This window comes from Streptomyces sp. 351MFTsu5.1, from assembly GCF_000383655.1.
GTDB classification, from domain to species: domain Bacteria; phylum Actinomycetota; class Actinomycetes; order Streptomycetales; family Streptomycetaceae; genus Streptomyces; species Streptomyces griseorubiginosus.
The window spans coordinates 336183-353329 of the sequence record NZ_KB911777.1 but is presented as its reverse complement, the minus strand read 5'-3'; the positions used below and the strand labels follow the sequence as shown (position 1 = coordinate 353329).

The following is a 17147-nucleotide window of genomic DNA, read 5'->3' as shown; positions in this document are numbered from 1 at the left end:
GATCATCGGATGAGTGCAGCGTAACCGGGAGGCGGGATCCCGGGGAGACCCGGGTTCAGATCCGGACGAGCCGGGCCTGCGCCTCGCGCCAGCGCGCGGGATCACCCCGGGGCTCGTAGCGGGTCAGCGGCTGGGTCCGGGTGAGCAGCTCGCGCCCGCCGGCGAGATCGCCGACGAGCCCGTGGGCCCGCGCCTGGACCAGGACGTTCCCGAGCGCGGCTGCCTCGGTCGGCCCCGCCACCACCGGCAGGCCGCAGGCGTCGGCGGTCAGCTGGCAGAGCAGGGCGTTGCGGGTACCGCCCCCGACGACGTGCACGACGTCGACAGGATGGTCCGCGAGCCGCTGCGCCTCCTCGACGGCCCGGCGGTGGGCCAGGGCCAGCGAGTCGAGGATGCAGCGCGTGATCTCGCCGGGGGAGACGGGCACCGGCTGGCCGGAGGCACGGCAGGCCTCGGCGATCCGCTCCGGCATCCGCCCCGGCGGGAGGAAGACCGGATCGGAGGCGTCCACCACCGACCGCAGCGCCGGCGCCTCGGCCGCCTCCCGCAGCAGCTCGCCCAGATCCGGGTCGCCCCAGGCCCGCACGCACTCCTGGAGCAGCCACAGCCCCATGATGTTTCGCAGATACCGGACGGTGCCGTCGAGCCCCAGCTCGTTGGTGAAGTTGGCGGCCCGGCTCTCCTCGGTGAGCACCGGCGCGTCCAGTTCGAGGCCTGCCAGGGACCAGGTCCCGGTGCAGATGTAGGCGAACCGTTCACCGGACGCGGGCACGGCGGCCACCGCGGAGGCGGTGTCGTGCGAGCCGACCGCCGTCACCGGCACGGGCCCCGTGAGACCGGTCTCCTCCAGCACCTCGGGCCGCAACAGGCCCGCCGGATCGCCGGGTTGCCGCAGCGGCGCGAACAACTCCAGGTCAATGCCGAGCCGTCGCGCGATGTCGTACGACCAGCCGCGCGTCCGGGGATCGATCAGCTGGGTCGTCGAGGCGTTGGTCAGCTCGGTGCCCTGCTCACCGGTGAGCCAGTAGGTGAGCAGATCGGGGACGAGCAACAGCCGCTCGGCGCCGGTGAGTCGGTCGGCCACGAGCTGGTACAGGGTGTTGAAGGGCGCGTACTGGAGCCCGGTCGCCGCGTACAGCTCGGGCGCGGGCACGGTCGCCCACACCTTCTCCGCGACACCCTCGGTACGGGAGTCGCGGTAGTGCACGGGGTTGCCGAGCAGCCTGCCGTCCCCGTCCAGCAGCCCGTAGTCCACGGCCCAGCTGTCGATGCCGACGGAGTCGACCCGGCCGGCCGCCCTGAGCCCGTCCAGGACACCGCCGTAGAGCGAGAGGATGTCCCAGCGCAGGCCCTCGGGCAGCCGCACGGGCCGGTTCACGAACCGGTGGGCCTCGGTCAGCTCCAGGCTGTCGGGGCCGACCCGGCCGACCATGACCCGTCCGCTGGACGCGCCGAGGTCGACCGCGGCGTACGACTTCACGGACCCGCTCATCGCAGGAAGGCGGCCGCGACGCCGGCATCGACCGGGACGTGCAGACCGGTGGTGTGCGTCAACTCCCCGCCCGTCAGCGCGAAGACGGCGTTGGCGACATGCTCGGGGAGCACCTCGCGCTTGAGGATGGTCCGCTGGGCGTAGAACTCGCCGAGCTTCTCCTCCTCGATCCCGTAGGTCGCCGCGCGCTGGGCGCCCCAGCCGCCGGCGAAGATCCCGGACCCGCGCACCACACCGTCCGGGTTGACGCCGTTGACGCGGATGCCGTGCTCGCCCAGCTCGGCGGCGAGCAGCCGCACCTGGTGGGCCTGGTCGGCCTTGGTGGCGGAGTAGGCGATGTTGTTCGGGCCGGCGAACACGGCGTTCTTGGAGGCGATGTAGACGACGTCGCCGCCGAGCTTCTGGGCGATCATCACCCGGGCCGCCTCCCGTGAGACGAGGAAGGAACCGCGCGCCATGATGTCGTGCTGGAGGTCCCAGTCCTTGGCGGTGGTCTCCAGGAGAGGCTTCGAGATGGAGATGCCGGCGTTGTTGACGACGAGGTCGACCCCGCCGAAGGCGAGCAGGGCGGCCTTGAACGCCCCGGCGATCTGCTCCTCGTCCGTCACGTCGACGGTCACGGCGACGGCCTTGTCGGAACCGCCGAGTTCCTCGGCCACGGCGGCGGCGTTCTCGCCGTTGAGGTCGGCGACCACGACACAGGCGCCCTCGGCGACCAGCCGCTGGGCGACGGCCTTGCCGATCCCGCTGCCCGCACCGGTGACCAGCGCCACCCGGGTCGCGAGCGCCTTGGGCTTCGGCATCCGCTGGAGCTTGGCCTCCTCAAGGGCCCAGTACTCGATGCGGAACTTCTCGGACTCCTCGATGGGCGCGTACGAGGAGACGGCCTCGGCACCCCGCATCACGTTGATCGCGTTGACGTAGAACTCGCCGGCGACCCGGGCGGTCTGCTTGTCCTTGCCGAAGGAGAACATGCCGACCCCCGGGATCAGCACGATCGCCGGGTCGGCGCCGCGCAGGGCGGGGGAGTCGGGCAGCGCGTGCCGCCGGTAGTAGGCGGCGTACTCCTCGCGGTACTCGGCGTGCAGCTCCCCGAGCCGCGCGACGGCCTCCTCCACGGGTGCGGTCGGCGGCAGGTCGAGGACGAGCGGCCGCACCTTGGTGCGCAGGAAGTGGTCGGGGCAGGAGGTGCCGAGCGCGGCGAGCCGGGGGTGCTCGGCTCGGGCCAGGAACTCCAGCACCGGGTCGGTGTCGTTGAAGTGCCCGACCTGCGGCCTGTCCTGGGAGGCGATCGCCCGGACGTACGGCGCGAGCGCGGCGGCCCGCTCCCGGCGCTCGGCCTCGCCGAGCGCGCCGTACCCCTCGATGACGGGCCCGAAGGGCTCGGCCTTGCCGCGCTCCTCCAGGAACTGCTCGGCGGTCCGGATGATGTGCAGCGAGTTCTTCTCGCACTCCTCGGCGGTGTCGCCCCAGGCGGTGATGCCGTGCCCGCCGAGGACGACGCCGATGGCCTGCGGGTTGGCGGCCTTGATGGCGGCGATGTCCAGCCCGAGCTGGAACCCGGGCCGGCGCCACGGCACCCAGGCCACGGTGTCCCCGAAGCACTCGGCGGTCAGCTTCTCCCCGTCGGCCGCACAGGCGAGGGCGATACCGGAGTCAGGATGCAGATGATCGACATGAGCGGCCTCGACGAGCCCGTGCATGGCGGTGTCGATGGAGGGAGCGGCCCCGCCCTTGCCGTGCAGGCAGTAGTCGAAGGCGGCGACCATCTCGTCCTCGCGCTCGACACCCGGGTACACGTCGACGAGCGCCCGCATCCGGTCCAGCCGCAACACGGCAAGCCCCGCCTCGGTCAACGTCCCGAGATCACCCCCGGACCCCTTGACCCACATCAGCTCCACATCACCCCCGGTGACGGGATCGGTGTCCGTGCCCTTGGCGGAAGCGTTCCCACCGGCGTAGTTGGTGTTGCGGGCATCGGAGCCCAGCCGGTGCGAGCGGGCCAGGAGGGCGGCGGCTTCGGGGTGGAGTGCCATGAACTTCCAGTCCTTACTGACAAGAGGGTGATTGTTCTTCCCTAGGGGCGCGGGGAACTGCGCGACCAGCCACAACCGGCCCGCACCCCGCAGACGACAGAACCCGGCAGAGGCTTACGCCCCCCACCCGGCCTGCTCCCCGCCAACCCGCGAGGCCACGATCTTCTCGGCCCACCCGGACCGCTTGTACGCAGCAACGGGGTTCGCATCGAGCCCCATCTCCTCCCGCACCTCCGCAAGCAACGGCCGCACATCCGTGTTGTACGCATCCATCAGCACGGCGTTCGCCTCGAGAACATCCCCTTCGCGCTGAGCCACACCAAGCGCATCCCGGTCGACCAGCAACGCCTTCGCCGTCGCTTCCTGCACGTTCATCACGGAACGGATGATCGCCGGAATCTTGGCCTCGATGTTGTGGCACTGGTCGAGCATGAAGGCGACGTCGGGCGTGAAGCCACCGCCCCGGACGACCTCGTACATGATCCGGAACAGCTGGAACGGATCGGCCGCCCCCACCATCAGGTCGTCGTCCGCGTAGAACCGCGAGTTGAAGTCGAACCCGCCGAGCTTCCCCTCCCGCAGCAGCGTGGTGACGATGAACTCGATGTTGGTCCCCGGCGCGTGGTGACCTGTGTCGACGACGACCTGCGCCTTCTCCCCGAGCTTCAGGCAGTGCGCGTACGCCGTCCCCCAGTCCGGCACGTCCGTCGAGTAGAAGGCCGGCTCGAAGAACTTGTACTCGAGGAGCATCCGCTGTCCGTCACCCAGACGGTCGTACACCTCGGAGAGGCCTTCGGCGAGCCGGTCCTGCCGGGCCCGCAGATCGTCCTGACCGGGGTAGTTGGTGCCGTCGGCGAACCACAGCTTCAGGTCCGCGGACCCCGTGGCGTCCATGATGTCGACGCACTCCAGCAGGTGATCCAGGGCCTTCCGGCGCACCGAGGCGTCCGGATGACAGATGCTGCCCAGTTTGTAGGCGTCGTCCTGGAAGGTGTTGGAGTTGATGGCCCCCAGCCGCACGCCCCGCTCCTCGGCGAACTTCGCCAGCGCGGCGTAGTCCTCGACCTTGTCCCACGGGATGTGCAGCGCGACGGTCGGGGCCACCCCGGTGAAGGCGTGCACCTGAGCAGCGTCCTCCAGTTTCTCCTGCGGGGTACGCGGTACGCCCTGCTGCGCGAACACCTTGAACCGGGTCCCCGAGTTCCCGTACGCCCACGACGGTGTCTCGACGGCCTGGGTCTTGAGCGCGGCCTTCACCGCGGCGAGCTCGGTCACTTGAGGGCTCCTGTGACGTCGGGTCCGAAAGGCTGGCGAACTGCTTCACTGTGAAACGATTCAAGACGGGAAAGTATGAGCACTCGGCAGAGGTGTCAACCCCTGCGGCCAAGGCTGTTGCCCGTGACCCTGCTGTTACATGAGTCCATCGAAAGTTTTTCGACACGAACCCATTGACGTGACATGCGCTCCATGCCTAACGTCCCGGCAACCCAGTTGAAACCTTTCACGACGCCGTGAGGGCCGTCCCGCCGGCGTCGTCGAGGAGCCCCCAATGACCCACCCGTCCACCACGGGTCCGGCCCCGGTACTCGCGCTCAAGGACATCTCGAAGTCCTTCGGCGCGGTCCGCGCCCTGCGGGACGTCTCCCTGGAGCTGTTCCCCGGGGAGGTGCACGCCCTCGCCGGTGAGAACGGCGCGGGCAAGTCGACCCTCATCAAGACCCTCGCAGGAGTGCACCGGCCGGACGCCGGCCAGGTACTGCTCGACGGCGAGCCGGTCGTCTTCCACGGTCCCGGTGACGCCCGCGACGCCGGCATCGCCGTGATCTACCAGGAGCCCACGCTCTTCCCCGACCTGTCGATCGCCGAGAACATCTTCATGGGCCGCCAGCCCCGCCGCGCCCTCGGCCGCATCGACCACAAGGCCACCCACGCCGCGACCCTCGCCCTGATGCAGCGCCTCGGAGTCGAGCTCGACCCGGACCGCCCGGCGCGCGGCCTGTCCATCGCCGACCAGCAGATCGTCGAGATCGCCAAGGCGCTGTCCTTCGAGGCCCGCGTCCTGATCATGGACGAGCCGACCGCGGCCCTGACCGGCAGCGAGGTGGCCCGGCTCTTCGGCGTCGTCGAGACCCTGCGCGAACAGGGCGCCGCCGTCCTGTTCATCTCGCACCGGCTGGAGGAGATCTTCCGGATCTGCCAGACGGTCACCACCCTGCGCGACGGCGCCTGGATCTCCAGCGAGCCCATCGAGGGCATGACCGAGGACGACCTGGTGCGCCGCATGGTCGGCCGCGATCTCGACGAGCTGTACCCCAAGCAGGACGTACGCCCCGGCGAGGTCGCGCTCACGGTGAGCCGGCTGACCCGGGAGGGCGTCTTCACCGATGTCTCGTTCGAGGTCAGGCGCGGCGAGATCGTGGGACTTGCCGGACTCGTCGGAGCGGGCCGTACCGAGGTTGCGCGAGCGGTGTTCGGCATCGACCGCTGGGACGCAGGCGAGGTCTCCGTGGCGGGAAAGGCGCTGGTCAACGGCGCCCCCTCCACCGCGATGGCCGCCGGACTCGCCCTGGTCCCCGAGGACCGGCGCGCCCAGGGCCTGGTGATGGACATGTCCATCGAGCGGAACATCGGTCTCACCGGGCTCCGCACCACCGTCAGGGCGGGCCTGATGGACCGGAGCGCCGAACGCAGCCGCTCCCTCGACTGGGCCGTCAAGCTCCAGGTGAAGTACGCCCGGATCGCCGACACCGTCAACACCCTGTCGGGCGGCAACCAGCAGAAGGTCGTCCTCGCCAAGTGGCTGGCCACCGCCCCCAAGGTGCTCATCGTCGACGAGCCGACCCGCGGTATCGACGTCGGCACCAAGGCCGAGGTGCACCGGCTGCTCAGCGAACTGGCCGCCGACGGGGTGGCCGTCCTGATGATCTCCTCCGACCTGCCCGAGATCCTCGGCATGGCCGACCGCGTGCTCGTGATGCACGAGGGCCGCCTCACCGCCGAGATCCCACGCTCCGACGCCACCGAGGAAACCGTGATGGCCGCAGCCACCGGGAGGGCCGCCGCATGACGGTGACCACCCCTCAGCAGGCTCCTCCCGCCGAGGTGCCCAAGTCCAGCGGCACCCGCCTGGTCGACCGCGTCTTCAAGATGCGCGAACTCGCCATCCTGGTCGTCTTCCTGGTGATGATCGTCGTCACCCAGATCGGCAACAGCGACTTCCTCACCGAGCAGGGCATCAAGGACCTGCTGCTCAACGCCACCATCCTGGTCCTGGTCGCCACCGGGCAGTCGCTGGTGGTCATCACGAGGAACGTCGACCTCTCGGTCGGCTCCATGCTCGGCATCAGCGCCTTCGCCGCCGGCACGTATCTCCAGGGCGGCGGCAACCCGGTCGTGGCCGTGCTCCTCTCGGTCCTGCTGGGCATCGGCTTCGGCCTGCTCAACGGCCTCCTCGTCAGCCTCGGCCAGGTCCCCGCACTGGTGGTCACCCTGGGCACGCTCTACATCATCCGGGGCATCGACTCCATCTGGGTCGGCTCCCGCCAGATCACCGCGGCCGACCTCCCGGACGGCTTCGTGAACTTCGGCTCCGGCGGCATCTCCGCGGTGCCCTGGCTCGCCCTGATCGCCCTGGCGGTCCTCGTCGCCACCGCCTATTACCTCAAGCACTTCGGCAGCGGACGCGAGCTGTACGCGCTCGGCTCCAACCCCGAGGCCGCCCGGCTCGCCGGCATCCCGGTGCGCAAGCGGATCCTGGCCGCGTACACCTTCTGCGGCGCCCTCGCAGGGCTCGCCGGGGCGATGTACCTGGCCCGGTTCGGCAACGTCGACTCCGGGACCGGCACCGGCTACGAACTGACGGTCGTCAGCGCGGTCGTGGTCGGCGGTGTCGTCTTCACCGGCGGCTCCGGCAGCGTCTACGGCGCGGCCCTCGGCGCCCTGCTGCTGACCTCCGTCAACAGCGTGCTGCCCGCGCTCGGCGTCAGTTCGGTCTGGGTGCTCGCCATCAACGGCGTCCTGCTCATCCTCGCCATCGCGGTCGACCGGGTCGTCGCGCTGCGCGTGGCCTCCGCCCTCAAGAAGAGGAACGCCCGCCATGCCTGACTCCCTGACGCGTGCCATCCGCTGGGACACGGTCGTCGGCACCCTCCTGATCGTGGTCCTGCTGCTGTCCTTCGGCACGGTCGACGGCTTCGGCAACGCGCTGAACCTGTCGTTCCTGATCGGCAACACCCTGCCGATCGCGCTGATCGCCCTGCCCATGACCCTGCTCGTGGTCTCCGGCGAGATCGACCTGTCCGTCGCCTCCACCGCCGGCCTGTCCGGCGCGGTGATGGGCGCCCTGTGGAACCAGGGCCTGACGATCGAGACGATCATCCCGATCTGCCTGGTCCTCGGTGTGGTCTGCGGGCTGGTCAACGGCCTGCTCGTCACCCGGCTCGGACTGCCCTCCCTCGCCGTCACCATCGGCACCCTCGCCGCCTACCGGGGCATCGCACAGATCGTGCTGGGCTCCGACGCGGTGACCGACTTCCCCACCCAGTACCTGGACTTCGCGGCGGGCCGGGTGGGGGACACCTTCATCCCGCAGGCCTTCCTGCCCTTCCTCGTCCTGTTCGCGATCGCCGTGGTCGTCCTGCACGCCACCCCCTTCGGACGGTCCACGTTCGCGATCGGCGCCAGCGAGGAGGCGGCCCGGTTCGCCGGCATCCGGGTCAAGCGGCAGAAGCTGATCCTGTTCACGGTGACCGGCCTGATGGCCTCGCTCACCGGCATCTTCTGGGCACTGCACTACGCCAGCGCCCGCTACGACAACGCCACGGGGCTCGAACTCTCCGTCATCGCCGCGGTGCTGCTCGGCGGCATCGACTTCGACGGCGGCAAGGGCACGCTGGGCGGCGCCATCGCCGGGGTCTTCCTGCTCGGCACGTTGCAGAACGTGATGAGTCTGCAGGACGTTTCGGCGCAGTCGCAGATTGTGGTCACCGGTGTGTTGCTGGTGCTGTCGGTGCTCGGACCGCGGGTCGCACGGCAGGTTGCTGTGGCCCGGGCTGCACGTTCATCCACCGGTTAGGTCGTATGTCGGCCGCGGCCCGGCTGTGGCTGGTCGCGCAGTTCCCCGCGCCCCTGAAAAATCTCCGCTCACCCTTCTTTCAAAGGAACTCCGTCATGCGTAAGTCATCCCTCCGGCGTGCCTGCGTCGCCCTCGCCGCCGTCAGCTCCCTCGCCCTCACCGCCACCGCCTGCGGTGGCACCACCAAGAAGGACGTGCAGGACGAGGGTGCCTCGGCCGCCTCCACGGCCAAGGCGGACCCGAACGCGGCCACCAAGAAGGGCCTGACCGTCGGCTTCCTGCCCAAGCAGGTCAACAACCCGTACTTCACCTCCGCCGACAAGGGCGGCGAGGCGGCCCTGACGGAGCTGGGCTCGAAGTACAAGGAGGTCGGTCCCTCCAGCGCCACCGACACCGCCGGGCAGGTCTCCTACGTCAACACCCTCACCCAGCAGCAGGTGAACGCGATGGCCGTCTCCGCCCAGGACCCGGGCGCCCTGTGCACCGCCCTCAAGCAGGCGATGTCCAACAAGATCAAGGTCGTCACGTACGACTCCGACACCAAGCCGGACTGCCGCAACGCCTTCGTCTCCCAGGCCTCCGCCGAGGACCTCGGCCGCACCGAGGTGCAGCTGCTCGCCGAGCAGATCGGCTACAAGGGCGAGATCGCGATCCTGTCCGCCGCGCAGACCGCGACGAACCAGAACACCTGGATCGACTTCATGAAGGACGAGCTGCAGCAGGACAAGTACAAGAACATCAAGCTCGTCAAGGTCGCGTACGGCAACGACGACGCCCAGCAGTCCTTCCAGCAGACCCAGGGCCTGCTCCAGGAGTACCCGAACCTGAAGGGGATCATCTCCCCGACCACGGTCGGCATCAAGGCCGCCGCCCAGTACCTCTCCGGCTCCAAGTACAAGGGCAAGGTCAAGCTGACCGGCCTCGGCACCCCCAACGACATGCGCAAGTACGTCAAGAACGGCACCGTCGAGGCGTTCGAGCTGTGGGACCCGGCGAAGCTCGGCGCGCTGGCCGCCCAGACCGCCGTCGCGCTGGTCTCCGGCCAGATCACCGGCAAGGAGGGCGAGAGCTTCAAGGCCGGCGGCACGACGTACACCATCGGCAAGGACGGCGTGATCAACCTCGGCAAGCCGACCGTGTTCGACGCCAAGAACATCGACCAGTTCAACTTCTAGGACCTGGAGTCCGCTGATGCAACGCGTGTGCTTTCTGCTGAAGGTCCGGCAGGACCGTCTGGAGGAGTACCGCGAGCGGCATGCCGCCGTGTGGCCCGAGATGCTGGAGGCGCTCTCGGCCACCGGCTGGCAGAACTACTCGCTCTTCCTCAGGGAAGACGGTCTGCTGGTCGGCTATCTGGAGACCGAGGACTTCGCCGCCGCCCAGGCCGGAATGGAAGCCACCGAGGTCAACGCCCGCTGGCAGACGGAGATGGCGCCGTTCTTCGAGTCGCTGGACGGCGCCCGCCCCGACGAGGCCATGAAACCGCTCACCGAAGTGTTCCACCTCGCCTGACATCCCCCTCAGGAGCCGCACCGATGAACAGACGTACGCTGCTGGGCGCTGCGCTGACCGGAGCCGTCATGACCCCTGCCCTCGCGTCGGGAACCGCCCGCGCCGCCGATCCCGGTCCCTCCGTCACCCGGACCGGCACCACCACGCTCGACAGCCAGGCCGTCTTCTTCGTCTCCTACGACGGCCTGGTCAACAACAACTCGTTCCAGAAGAACGGCCTGTTGACCTACAAGGGCTACCAGTACGCCGTCTGGTACACCGCCGACAAGAACGCCGTCGTCGGCCGCCGCGTCCTCGGCGGCAGCACCTGGTCCACCGTCCGGGTCGGCCACACCCTGAAGGCGAGCGACTCCCACAACGTCATCTCCATGGGTGTGTCCAAGGTGGACGGCCGCCTCCACCTCAACATGGACTCGCACAGCGACGGCTTCACCTACGTCAAGTCGGTCGCCGGGCTCATGGACGACCCGGCCGGCCTGAGCTGGACCGCCGCCCGCTTCGGCGCACCGCAGTCCACCCTGGACGGCCTCGCCCTCACCTCGCAGTTCACCTACCCGCAGTTCCTCAACACCCCCGACGGCAAGCTCCAGTTGAGCTATCGCGTCGGGATTTCCGGCAACGGCCGCAACGCCCTTGCGGAGTACGACGGTTCGGCCTGGACCGACCTCGGGGAGTGGTCCAGCGCCACCGGCACCTACACCAGCGAGCACGGCTCCTCCACGGCCCGCAACATGTACCTGCACGGCATCGACTACGACCGCAACGGCCGGCTGCACTCCTTCTTCACCTGGCGGGAGCAGAACGGTGCCGTGATGTGCTCGTCCGGCGGCATCACCAACCACGACACCGGCTACGTCTACTCCGACGACCGCGGCCGCACCTGGCGCAACAACGCGGGCACCGTCGTCGGCACCACCGGCGGCACCGACAAGGTCGCCGTCACCGACGCCGGCCTGGTGATCGACGCCCTGAACCCGGACCACTCCCTGATGAACCAGGAGAGCCAGTTCACGGACTCCGCGGGCCTCCCGCACGCGATCATCAGCTACGTCCCCGGCCGCTTCGGCCAGTGCACCACGAACTACGTCGCCGACCGCACCGCCAACGGCCGCGCCTTCCACGTCCGCAAGAACTCCTCGGGCACCTGGCAGAAGACCGAGATCCCGGTCGTCCTCGGCTCCAGCCAGCGCACCAAGCTGCTCCTGGACAGGTACGACAACGCCTACGCGGTCTTCCCCTTCGGCCGGATCGCCGCCGCCTCCAAGGCGTCCGGGTACACCGACTGGAAGATCCTCTTCGACGGCAGCGGCCTCAACGCCTTCGGCGAGGTCGTGATCGACGAGACGCGCATCGCCCAGGACAACGTGCTGTCGTTCCTCTACCAGGAGAAGTCGAGCGGTACGACCCCCTCGGCGCTCCACGTCGTGGACTTCGCGCTGCCCGCCTGACCGGACATCGGTGGGGGAGCGGCCTGACGATAATGTGAACGCCGTCCGGCTGCCCCCCGTCTACCTGGAGGTCCCTGCCCCATGGCCCAGTCGGTGGGTATCAAGGACGTCGCCCGTGCCGCCGGAGTCTCCGTCGGCACGGTCTCGAACGTCATCAACCGCCCGGACTCCGTCGCCACCGAGACCCGGGCGCGGGTGCTGTCCGCCATAGACCGGCTCGGCTACGTCCGCAGCGAGTCCGCGCGCCAGCTGCGCGCCGGGCGCAGCCGGATCATGGGCCTGCTCGTCCTCGACATGGGCAACCCCTTCTTCGTCGACGTGGCGCGCGGCGCCGAGCGGGCCGCCCGCGAGGACGGTCTAGGCGTGATGGTCTGCAACAGCGCCCAGAGCGCGAGCGAGGAGTCCGAGTACCTCTCCCTCTTCGCCGAACAGCGGGTGCGGGGCGTGCTGCTCACCCCGACCGACGCCTCCGGCCGCAACATCGCCTCCTTCCGCCGCCACGGCATCCCCTTCGTGCTGGTCGACCGGGTCGCCGAGGGCACCACCGAGTGCTCGGTCTCCGTCGACGACGTGGCCGGCGGCGCGCTCGCCGTGCGCCACCTCGTGGACGCGGGCCACCGCTCCATCGCCTACGTCAGCGGTCCGCCCGGCCTCAACCAGGTCCGCGACCGCCGCACCGGCGCCCTGAACGCGCTCGCCGAAGCGGGCCTGGGTCCCGAGCACCTGCGCGAACTGCCCACCGAACGGCTCGACGTGGCCGCGGGCCGGGACGCCGGCGCCCGCCTCCTCGGCCTCGCGGACCGTCCGACCGCCGTGTTCTGCGCCAACGACCTGCTCGCCCTCGGTGTCCTCCAGGCCATGTACGCGGCGGGGGTGACGGTCCCGGACGATCTCGCCATCGTCGGCTACGACGACATCGAGTTCGCGGCCGCCGCGGCCGTCCCGCTCACCTCGGTGCGCCAGCCCGCCGTCACCATGGGCGCGCTCGCCGCCGAGCTGCTCCTGGAGGAGACCGAGGTGGAGACCACCGGCAAGCGGCACGAGCACCGCCGGGTGGTGCTCCAGCCCGAACTGGTGGTGCGCCGCTCCAGCCTCGCCGCCCGCTGACCCGCAAGTCAGTAAGATTTCATGATCGAAGGGGTCCGGCGGCGGACGAACATGTGCTGAACTGGGACGCGCCCTGAAGAATCCGTCCGTCCCGGGAGCCCTGTTGTCCGCGACCTACCGCCAGCCCGGCCTCGTCCTGACCGACCGCCGGTTCACCGTCCCCCTCGACCACGACGACCCGGCCGGCGAGACCATCGAGCTCTACGCCCGCGAGGCCGTGGCGAGCGACAAGGCGGGCCAGAAGCTGCCGTGGCTGGTCTACCTCCAGGGCGGCCCCGGCTTCGGGGCGAACCGCTTCATCGGCAAGGGCGCCTGGTTCGGCCGGGCCCTGAAGGAGTACCGGGTCCTCCTGCTCGACCAGCGCGGCACCGGCCACTCCAGCCCCGCCAACCGCCAGACGCTCCCGCTGCGGGGCGGCCCGGAGGAACAGGCCGCCTACCTCACCCGCTTCCGCGCCGACTCCATCGTCCGCGACTGCGAGGTGATCCGCCCCCAGGTCACCGGCGGCGCCCCCTGGACCGTCCTCGGCCAGAGCTTCGGCGGCTTCTGCGCGACGGCCTACCTCTCCCTCGCCCCCGAGGGCCTCGCCGCCGCCGTCATCACCGGCGGCCTGCCCTCCCTCGACGCCCACGCCGACGACGTCTACCGGGCCGCCTACCCGCGGATCGAGCGCAAGGTCGTCGCGCACTACGCCCGCTATCCGCAGGACGTCGAGCGGGTCCGCCGGATCGCCGACCACCTGCTCACCAACGACGTCACCCTGCCGAACGGCTACCGGCTGACCGTCGAGGCCTTCCAGTCCCTCGGCATCCTCCTGGGCGGCGGTGAGGGCAGCCACCGCCTGCACTTCGTGCTGGAGCACGCGTTCGTGCGCACCCCTGCCGGCCACGAGCTCTCCGACGCCTTCCAGGAGGAGGTCCAGGGCCTCCTGTCGTACGCCTCCCACCCGCTCTACGCCCTCGTCCACGAGGCGATCTACGGCCAGGACGAGCGCCCCACCGCCTGGTCGGCCGAGCGGGTCCGCGCCGAGTTCCCGCGCTTCGACGCCGCCAAGTCGCTCGCCGGCGACGAGCCGCTGCTGTTCACCGGCGAGTCGATCCACCCCTGGATGTTCGACTGCGATCCGGCCCTGCGGCCGCTGCGCGAGACCGCCGAACTCCTCGCCGCCCGCACCGACTGGCGGCCCCTGTACGACCCGGCCCGGCTCGCCGTCAACGAGGTCCCGGTCGCGGCGGCCGTCTACCACGACGACATGTACGTCGACACGGCCCACTCCCTGCGGACCGCCCGCGCCATCCGCGGACTGCGCACCTGGGTGACCGACGAGTTCGAGCACGACGGCGTCCGCGCGGGCGGTCCCCGGGTCCTGGACCGGCTGCTCGCCCTCACCCGCGACGAGGTCTGAGGGGCGCGGACCCAGGGCGACATGCCTCCCTCGCGATTCCGGCATAAGGTTCTTTTCGGTCAGGAGTCGACGCCGGAGTCGAGAGGACGTCACCCGATGAGCACACCGTCACCGCACGGACGGTCCCGCATCGCCGCCCTCGCGGTGGCCCTGGCCGCCGCGAGCACGCTCACGCTGACGGCGTGCAGCGGCGACTCCGGGGACTCGCCGACGTCCTCCGCCACGCCCACCGCGCCGGACACGGCGTCCTTCTCCGGCAACGCGGCCTCCGCCCTCGCGTCCGTGGAGGCCTCGGTGCGGGCCAAGGCCTCCGAGCGGGCCGCGTCCGCTTCGGCCGCCGCCTCCTCCTTCGAGGCCTCCGTCTCCGCGGAGACGGAGCGCGCCAACAAGGCGGCGCGGACGGAACTGGCCAAGGTCGACGGACAGGGCAACGCGATGTCCGAGGTCACCATGACCGGCAAGCCCCGCTCCACGACCGGCGGGCTGCTCGCCGTCGTCGTCACCATCACCAACAGGACCGACAGGACGGCCTCGTACGCCGTCCAGGTCGACTTCCTCGACTCCTCGGGCAAGACGGTGGAGACACGCTACGTCGGCGCCGAGGACCTGAAACCGGGGGAGAAGGCCCAGCCCGTCGCCGTCAGCCGCAAGCCCGCCGAGCCGGTGCTCACGCCCAAGCTGGCGAAGGCGCAGCGCTACTGAGCCCGGTTCTGCCGCCCGCTAGGCTGAGCCGTGATGCAAGAACAAATGATCGAACTGCGCGGCGACTGCGGAAGCTGCTTCGGACTGTGCTGTGTCGCCCTGCCCTTCACCGCCTCCGCGGACTTCGCGCGCGACAAGCCGGCCGGCACCCCCTGTCCCAACCTCCGCGAGGACCACCGCTGCGGCATCCACGCGAGGCTGCGGGACGAGGGCTTCACCGGGTGCACCGTCTACGACTGCTTCGGCGCCGGCCAGAAGGTCTCGCAGATCACCTTCGGCGGCCGGGACTGGCGGACCGGCTCCCGCGAGGACGCCCGCCGCATGTTCGACGTCTTCCCCGTGATGCGCCGGCTCCACGAACTGCTCTGGTACCTCACGGAGGCGCTCACCCTGCCCGCGGCCCGTCCGGTCCACGCCGACCTGCGCCGCCTCCGGGAGCGGACCGAGGCGCTCACCCGGGGGACCGCCGAGGAACTCGAGGCCCTGGACGTCCCTGCCCACCGGGAGGAGGTCAACGTCCTGCTGCTCAGGACCAGTGAGCTGGTGCGAGCGGGGTTCGGTGCCAAGGGCAAAAAGAAGAACCGCCGGGGCGCCGACCTCATGGGCGCCCGCCTCAAGGGCGCAGACCTGCGGGGGGCCACGCTCCGCGGCGCCTACCTCATCGCGGCCGACCTCACCGGAGCCGATCTGCGCGGCGCGGACCTCATCGGTGCCGACCTGCGGGACACCGACCTCACGGACGCGGACCTGACCGGCGCGTTCTTCCTCACCCAGCCGCAGCTCAACGCGGCCCGGGGCAGCTCCGGCACCCGGCTCCCGGACTCAGTCACCCGCCCCGCTCACTGGACAGCGTGACTCCGCCACCGGTGCCGGTTCGTCGGTGTCCGGCGCCGTGGCGGCCGCGGTCCGCCGTTCCAGGTGCAGTCGCAGCCCCTCCGGCATCAGCGTCAGCCGCTCGGTCACGGTGAGCCGGTACCCGGGGTCGGCCCGCAGGCCGTAGCGGCGCAGCAGCAGACCGAGCACCAGCGTGGCCTCGTGCAGCGCGAACTGCCGTCCGATGCAGGCCCGCGCCCCGGTGCCGAACGGCTTGAAGACATGCGCGGGGCGCGACCGTACGGCCTTCGGGTCGAAGCGGTCCGGGTCGAACCGTTCGGCGTCGGCACCCCACACCTCGGGGTCGCGCTGGAGCATCGGCGTGAGCACCAGCGTCCAGGCGCCGCGCCGCATCGGATACCGCCCGGCCAGCACGGTGTCCTCCAGGGCCTCCCGGGCGAAGGCGGGTGCGGTGGGCCACAGCCGCAGCGACTCGTCGAGCACCCGGCGCACGTACCGCAGCTTCGCCACCTGGTCGTAGCCCGGCCGCTCCGCGTCGCCCCAGACCCGGTCCACCTCGGCCCGCGCGCGTGCCGCGACCTCGGGGTTGCGGGAGAGGTAGTGCAGAGCGAAGGAGAGCGCGCCCGAGGTGGTCTCGTGGCCGGCCACCAGGAAGGTGATGACCTGTCGGCGGACGTTCTCCGGGGACAGCCGCTCACCCGTCTGAGGGTGGGCCGTCTCCAGCATCCGGTCCAGCAGGTCACCGTCCCCGCTCGCGGCACGCCGGGTCCGGACCAGGTCGTCGACCATGCGGTTCAGGTAGGCGATGTCGGCCGCGTTGCGCTGCGCGGCCCGTCGTAGCAGTGCCGGGAAGGGGACCGAGTTGAGCCGCTGCGCGTAGGTGAGGGTGCCGACCATCGCCGTCACGAAGGGGTGCGGCCGGTCCCGCTCGAAGGAGCCGAAGTCATGGCCGAACCCGGTCCGCGCGATGGTCTCCAGGGTCAGCTTGGTCATGTCCCCGGGCACGTCCACCGAGCGGCCCGCCGCCTGCTCGCGGTCCCAGTGGTCGGTCAGCCGCGCGGCCACGGCCAGCATCATCGGGTGGTAGGCCGCCATCGCCTCCCGGCTGAAGCCCGGGGCGAGCACGTCGTGGGCCAGCTGCCAGTTCGGCTCGTGGTTGTACGCCGTGAACAGCCCGTCCCCGGCGACCGGCCGCAGATTGGCGACCCCCAGCCCCACGTGCTTGGCGAACCGCGACTCGTCCGCCAGGTCCGCCACCAGGTCGGCGCCCCAGGTGAACACGAACTCCCGGTTGAAGGCCTTGCGCCGGTAGATCGGCCCCAACTGGCGGGCGAAGCGCAGGGAGTCCTGGAGCGGTGTGGCCCGGTTGACGCCCAGCACGTCGCCGAGCAGGGGGAGCCGGCGCGGGGGGTGCGGAATGCGGTCCAGCTCGGGCCAGCCCAGCTCGGCACTGCGGAAACCCGTCCGCTCCGGGGCCGTGGCCGTCCTCTCCGCCATGGCGAGATCTCCTTTGATCCAGCGGCAGTTCAGCGCGTTG

Annotated in this window: 14 protein-coding genes; 10 read left to right on the top strand and 4 right to left on the bottom strand. The window is 70.5% G+C overall.

The window, feature by feature from the left end; all coding sequences use genetic code 11:
• Positions 1–55: 55 nt before the first annotated feature.
• From H295_RS0108205 to rhaI, 3 genes are all read right to left on the bottom strand, one after another.
• On the bottom strand, positions 56–1492 hold the full coding sequence (locus tag H295_RS0108205; protein WP_028809179.1) for a rhamnulokinase: 1437 nt from the start codon (positions 1490–1492) through the stop codon (positions 56–58).
• Complete coding sequence (locus H295_RS0108200) at positions 1489–3528, bottom strand: bifunctional rhamnulose-1-phosphate aldolase/short-chain dehydrogenase (RefSeq protein ID WP_020134868.1); 2040 nt, start codon at positions 3526–3528, stop codon at positions 1489–1491. The genes H295_RS0108205 and H295_RS0108200 overlap by 4 nt, the downstream gene beginning before the upstream one ends.
• 114 nt (positions 3529–3642) lie before the next feature.
• Positions 3643–4803 (bottom strand): L-rhamnose isomerase, encoded by a 1161-nt coding sequence (rhaI, locus tag H295_RS0108195; protein ID WP_020134867.1) that lies wholly within the window; start codon positions 4801–4803, stop codon positions 3643–3645.
• Between the two features lie 274 nt (positions 4804–5077).
• Between rhaI and H295_RS0108190 the strand changes: the two genes are divergently transcribed.
• The 10 genes from H295_RS0108190 to H295_RS0108145 all read left to right on the top strand — a co-directional run bounded on the left by H295_RS0108190 (position 5078) and on the right by H295_RS0108145 (position 15631).
• Positions 5078–6595 carry a sugar ABC transporter ATP-binding protein gene (locus H295_RS0108190; protein WP_020134866.1) on the top strand — a complete coding sequence of 506 codons (1518 nt, stop codon included), beginning with the start codon at positions 5078–5080 and terminating at the stop codon, positions 6593–6595.
• Positions 6592–7632 carry an ABC transporter permease gene (locus tag H295_RS0108185; protein WP_020134865.1) on the top strand — a complete coding sequence of 347 codons (1041 nt, stop codon included), beginning with the start codon at positions 6592–6594 and terminating at the stop codon, positions 7630–7632. Before H295_RS0108190 ends, H295_RS0108185 begins: the two co-directional genes overlap by 4 nt.
• Positions 7625–8602, top strand: coding sequence for an ABC transporter permease (locus tag H295_RS0108180; RefSeq protein ID WP_020134864.1), 978 nt, complete (start codon positions 7625–7627; stop codon positions 8600–8602). Before H295_RS0108185 ends, H295_RS0108180 begins: the two co-directional genes overlap by 8 nt.
• Before the next feature lie 95 nt (positions 8603–8697).
• Entirely contained in the window at positions 8698–9777 is a 1080-nt protein-coding gene (rhaS, locus tag H295_RS0108175; protein WP_020134863.1) for a rhamnose ABC transporter substrate-binding protein, read from the top strand.
• A gap of 16 nt (positions 9778–9793) precedes the next feature.
• Positions 9794–10114 carry an L-rhamnose mutarotase gene (locus H295_RS0108170; protein WP_020134862.1) on the top strand — a complete coding sequence of 107 codons (321 nt, stop codon included), beginning with the start codon at positions 9794–9796 and terminating at the stop codon, positions 10112–10114.
• Positions 10115–10137: 23 nt separating this feature from the next.
• A complete protein-coding gene (locus H295_RS0108165; protein WP_020134861.1) occupies positions 10138–11562 on the top strand; it encodes a BNR repeat-containing protein in 1425 nt (474 codons plus the stop codon).
• An 81-nt stretch (positions 11563–11643) separates the two neighbouring features.
• Complete coding sequence (locus H295_RS0108160; protein ID WP_020134860.1) at positions 11644–12669, top strand: LacI family DNA-binding transcriptional regulator; 1026 nt, start codon at positions 11644–11646, stop codon at positions 12667–12669.
• Positions 12670–12772: 103 nt separating this feature from the next.
• Positions 12773–14074, top strand: coding sequence for an alpha/beta fold hydrolase (locus tag H295_RS0108155; RefSeq protein ID WP_020134859.1), 1302 nt, complete (start codon positions 12773–12775; stop codon positions 14072–14074).
• Between the two features lie 96 nt (positions 14075–14170).
• Positions 14171–14776 (top strand): FxLYD domain-containing protein, encoded by a 606-nt coding sequence (locus H295_RS0108150; protein WP_020134858.1) that lies wholly within the window; start codon positions 14171–14173, stop codon positions 14774–14776.
• Positions 14777–14821: 45 nt separating this feature from the next.
• Positions 14822–15631, top strand: a complete 810-nt coding sequence (locus H295_RS0108145) for a pentapeptide repeat-containing protein (protein WP_020134857.1) — start codon at positions 14822–14824, stop codon at positions 15629–15631.
• Here H295_RS0108145 and H295_RS0108140 read toward each other — a convergent pair.
• Positions 15599–17107: a cytochrome P450 gene (locus H295_RS0108140; protein ID WP_020134856.1), complete on the bottom strand. Its 1509-nt coding sequence runs from the start codon at positions 17105–17107 to the stop codon at positions 15599–15601. The genes H295_RS0108145 and H295_RS0108140 overlap by 33 nt on opposite strands.
• Between the last annotated feature and the right edge of the window lie 40 nt (positions 17108–17147).

Excerpts from the sequence above, each read along its gene's own strand:
- H295_RS0108145 (WP_020134857.1), top strand. The coding sequence starts at position 14,822 with ATGATCGAACTGCGCGGCGACTGCGGAAGCTGCTTCGGACTGTGCTGT.
- H295_RS0108185 (WP_020134865.1), top strand. The coding sequence starts at position 6,592 with ATGACGGTGACCACCCCTCAGCAGGCTCCTCCCGCCGAGGTGCCCAAG.
- H295_RS0108190 (WP_020134866.1), top strand. The coding sequence starts at position 5,078 with ATGACCCACCCGTCCACCACGGGTCCGGCCCCGGTACTCGCGCTCAAG.
- H295_RS0108165 (WP_020134861.1), top strand. The coding sequence starts at position 10,138 with ATGAACAGACGTACGCTGCTGGGCGCTGCGCTGACCGGAGCCGTCATG.
- H295_RS0108140 (WP_020134856.1), bottom strand. The coding sequence starts at position 17,107 with ATGGCGGAGAGGACGGCCACGGCCCCGGAGCGGACGGGTTTCCGCAGT.
- H295_RS0108160 (WP_020134860.1), top strand. The coding sequence starts at position 11,644 with ATGGCCCAGTCGGTGGGTATCAAGGACGTCGCCCGTGCCGCCGGAGTC.
- rhaS (WP_020134863.1), top strand. The coding sequence starts at position 8,698 with ATGCGTAAGTCATCCCTCCGGCGTGCCTGCGTCGCCCTCGCCGCCGTC.
- H295_RS0108200 (WP_020134868.1), bottom strand. The coding sequence starts at position 3,528 with ATGGCACTCCACCCCGAAGCCGCCGCCCTCCTGGCCCGCTCGCACCGG.
- H295_RS0108180 (WP_020134864.1), top strand. The coding sequence starts at position 7,625 with ATGCCTGACTCCCTGACGCGTGCCATCCGCTGGGACACGGTCGTCGGC.
- H295_RS0108205 (WP_028809179.1), bottom strand. The coding sequence starts at position 1,492 with ATGAGCGGGTCCGTGAAGTCGTACGCCGCGGTCGACCTCGGCGCGTCC.
- H295_RS0108170 (WP_020134862.1), top strand. The coding sequence starts at position 9,794 with ATGCAACGCGTGTGCTTTCTGCTGAAGGTCCGGCAGGACCGTCTGGAG.
- H295_RS0108150 (WP_020134858.1), top strand. The coding sequence starts at position 14,171 with ATGAGCACACCGTCACCGCACGGACGGTCCCGCATCGCCGCCCTCGCG.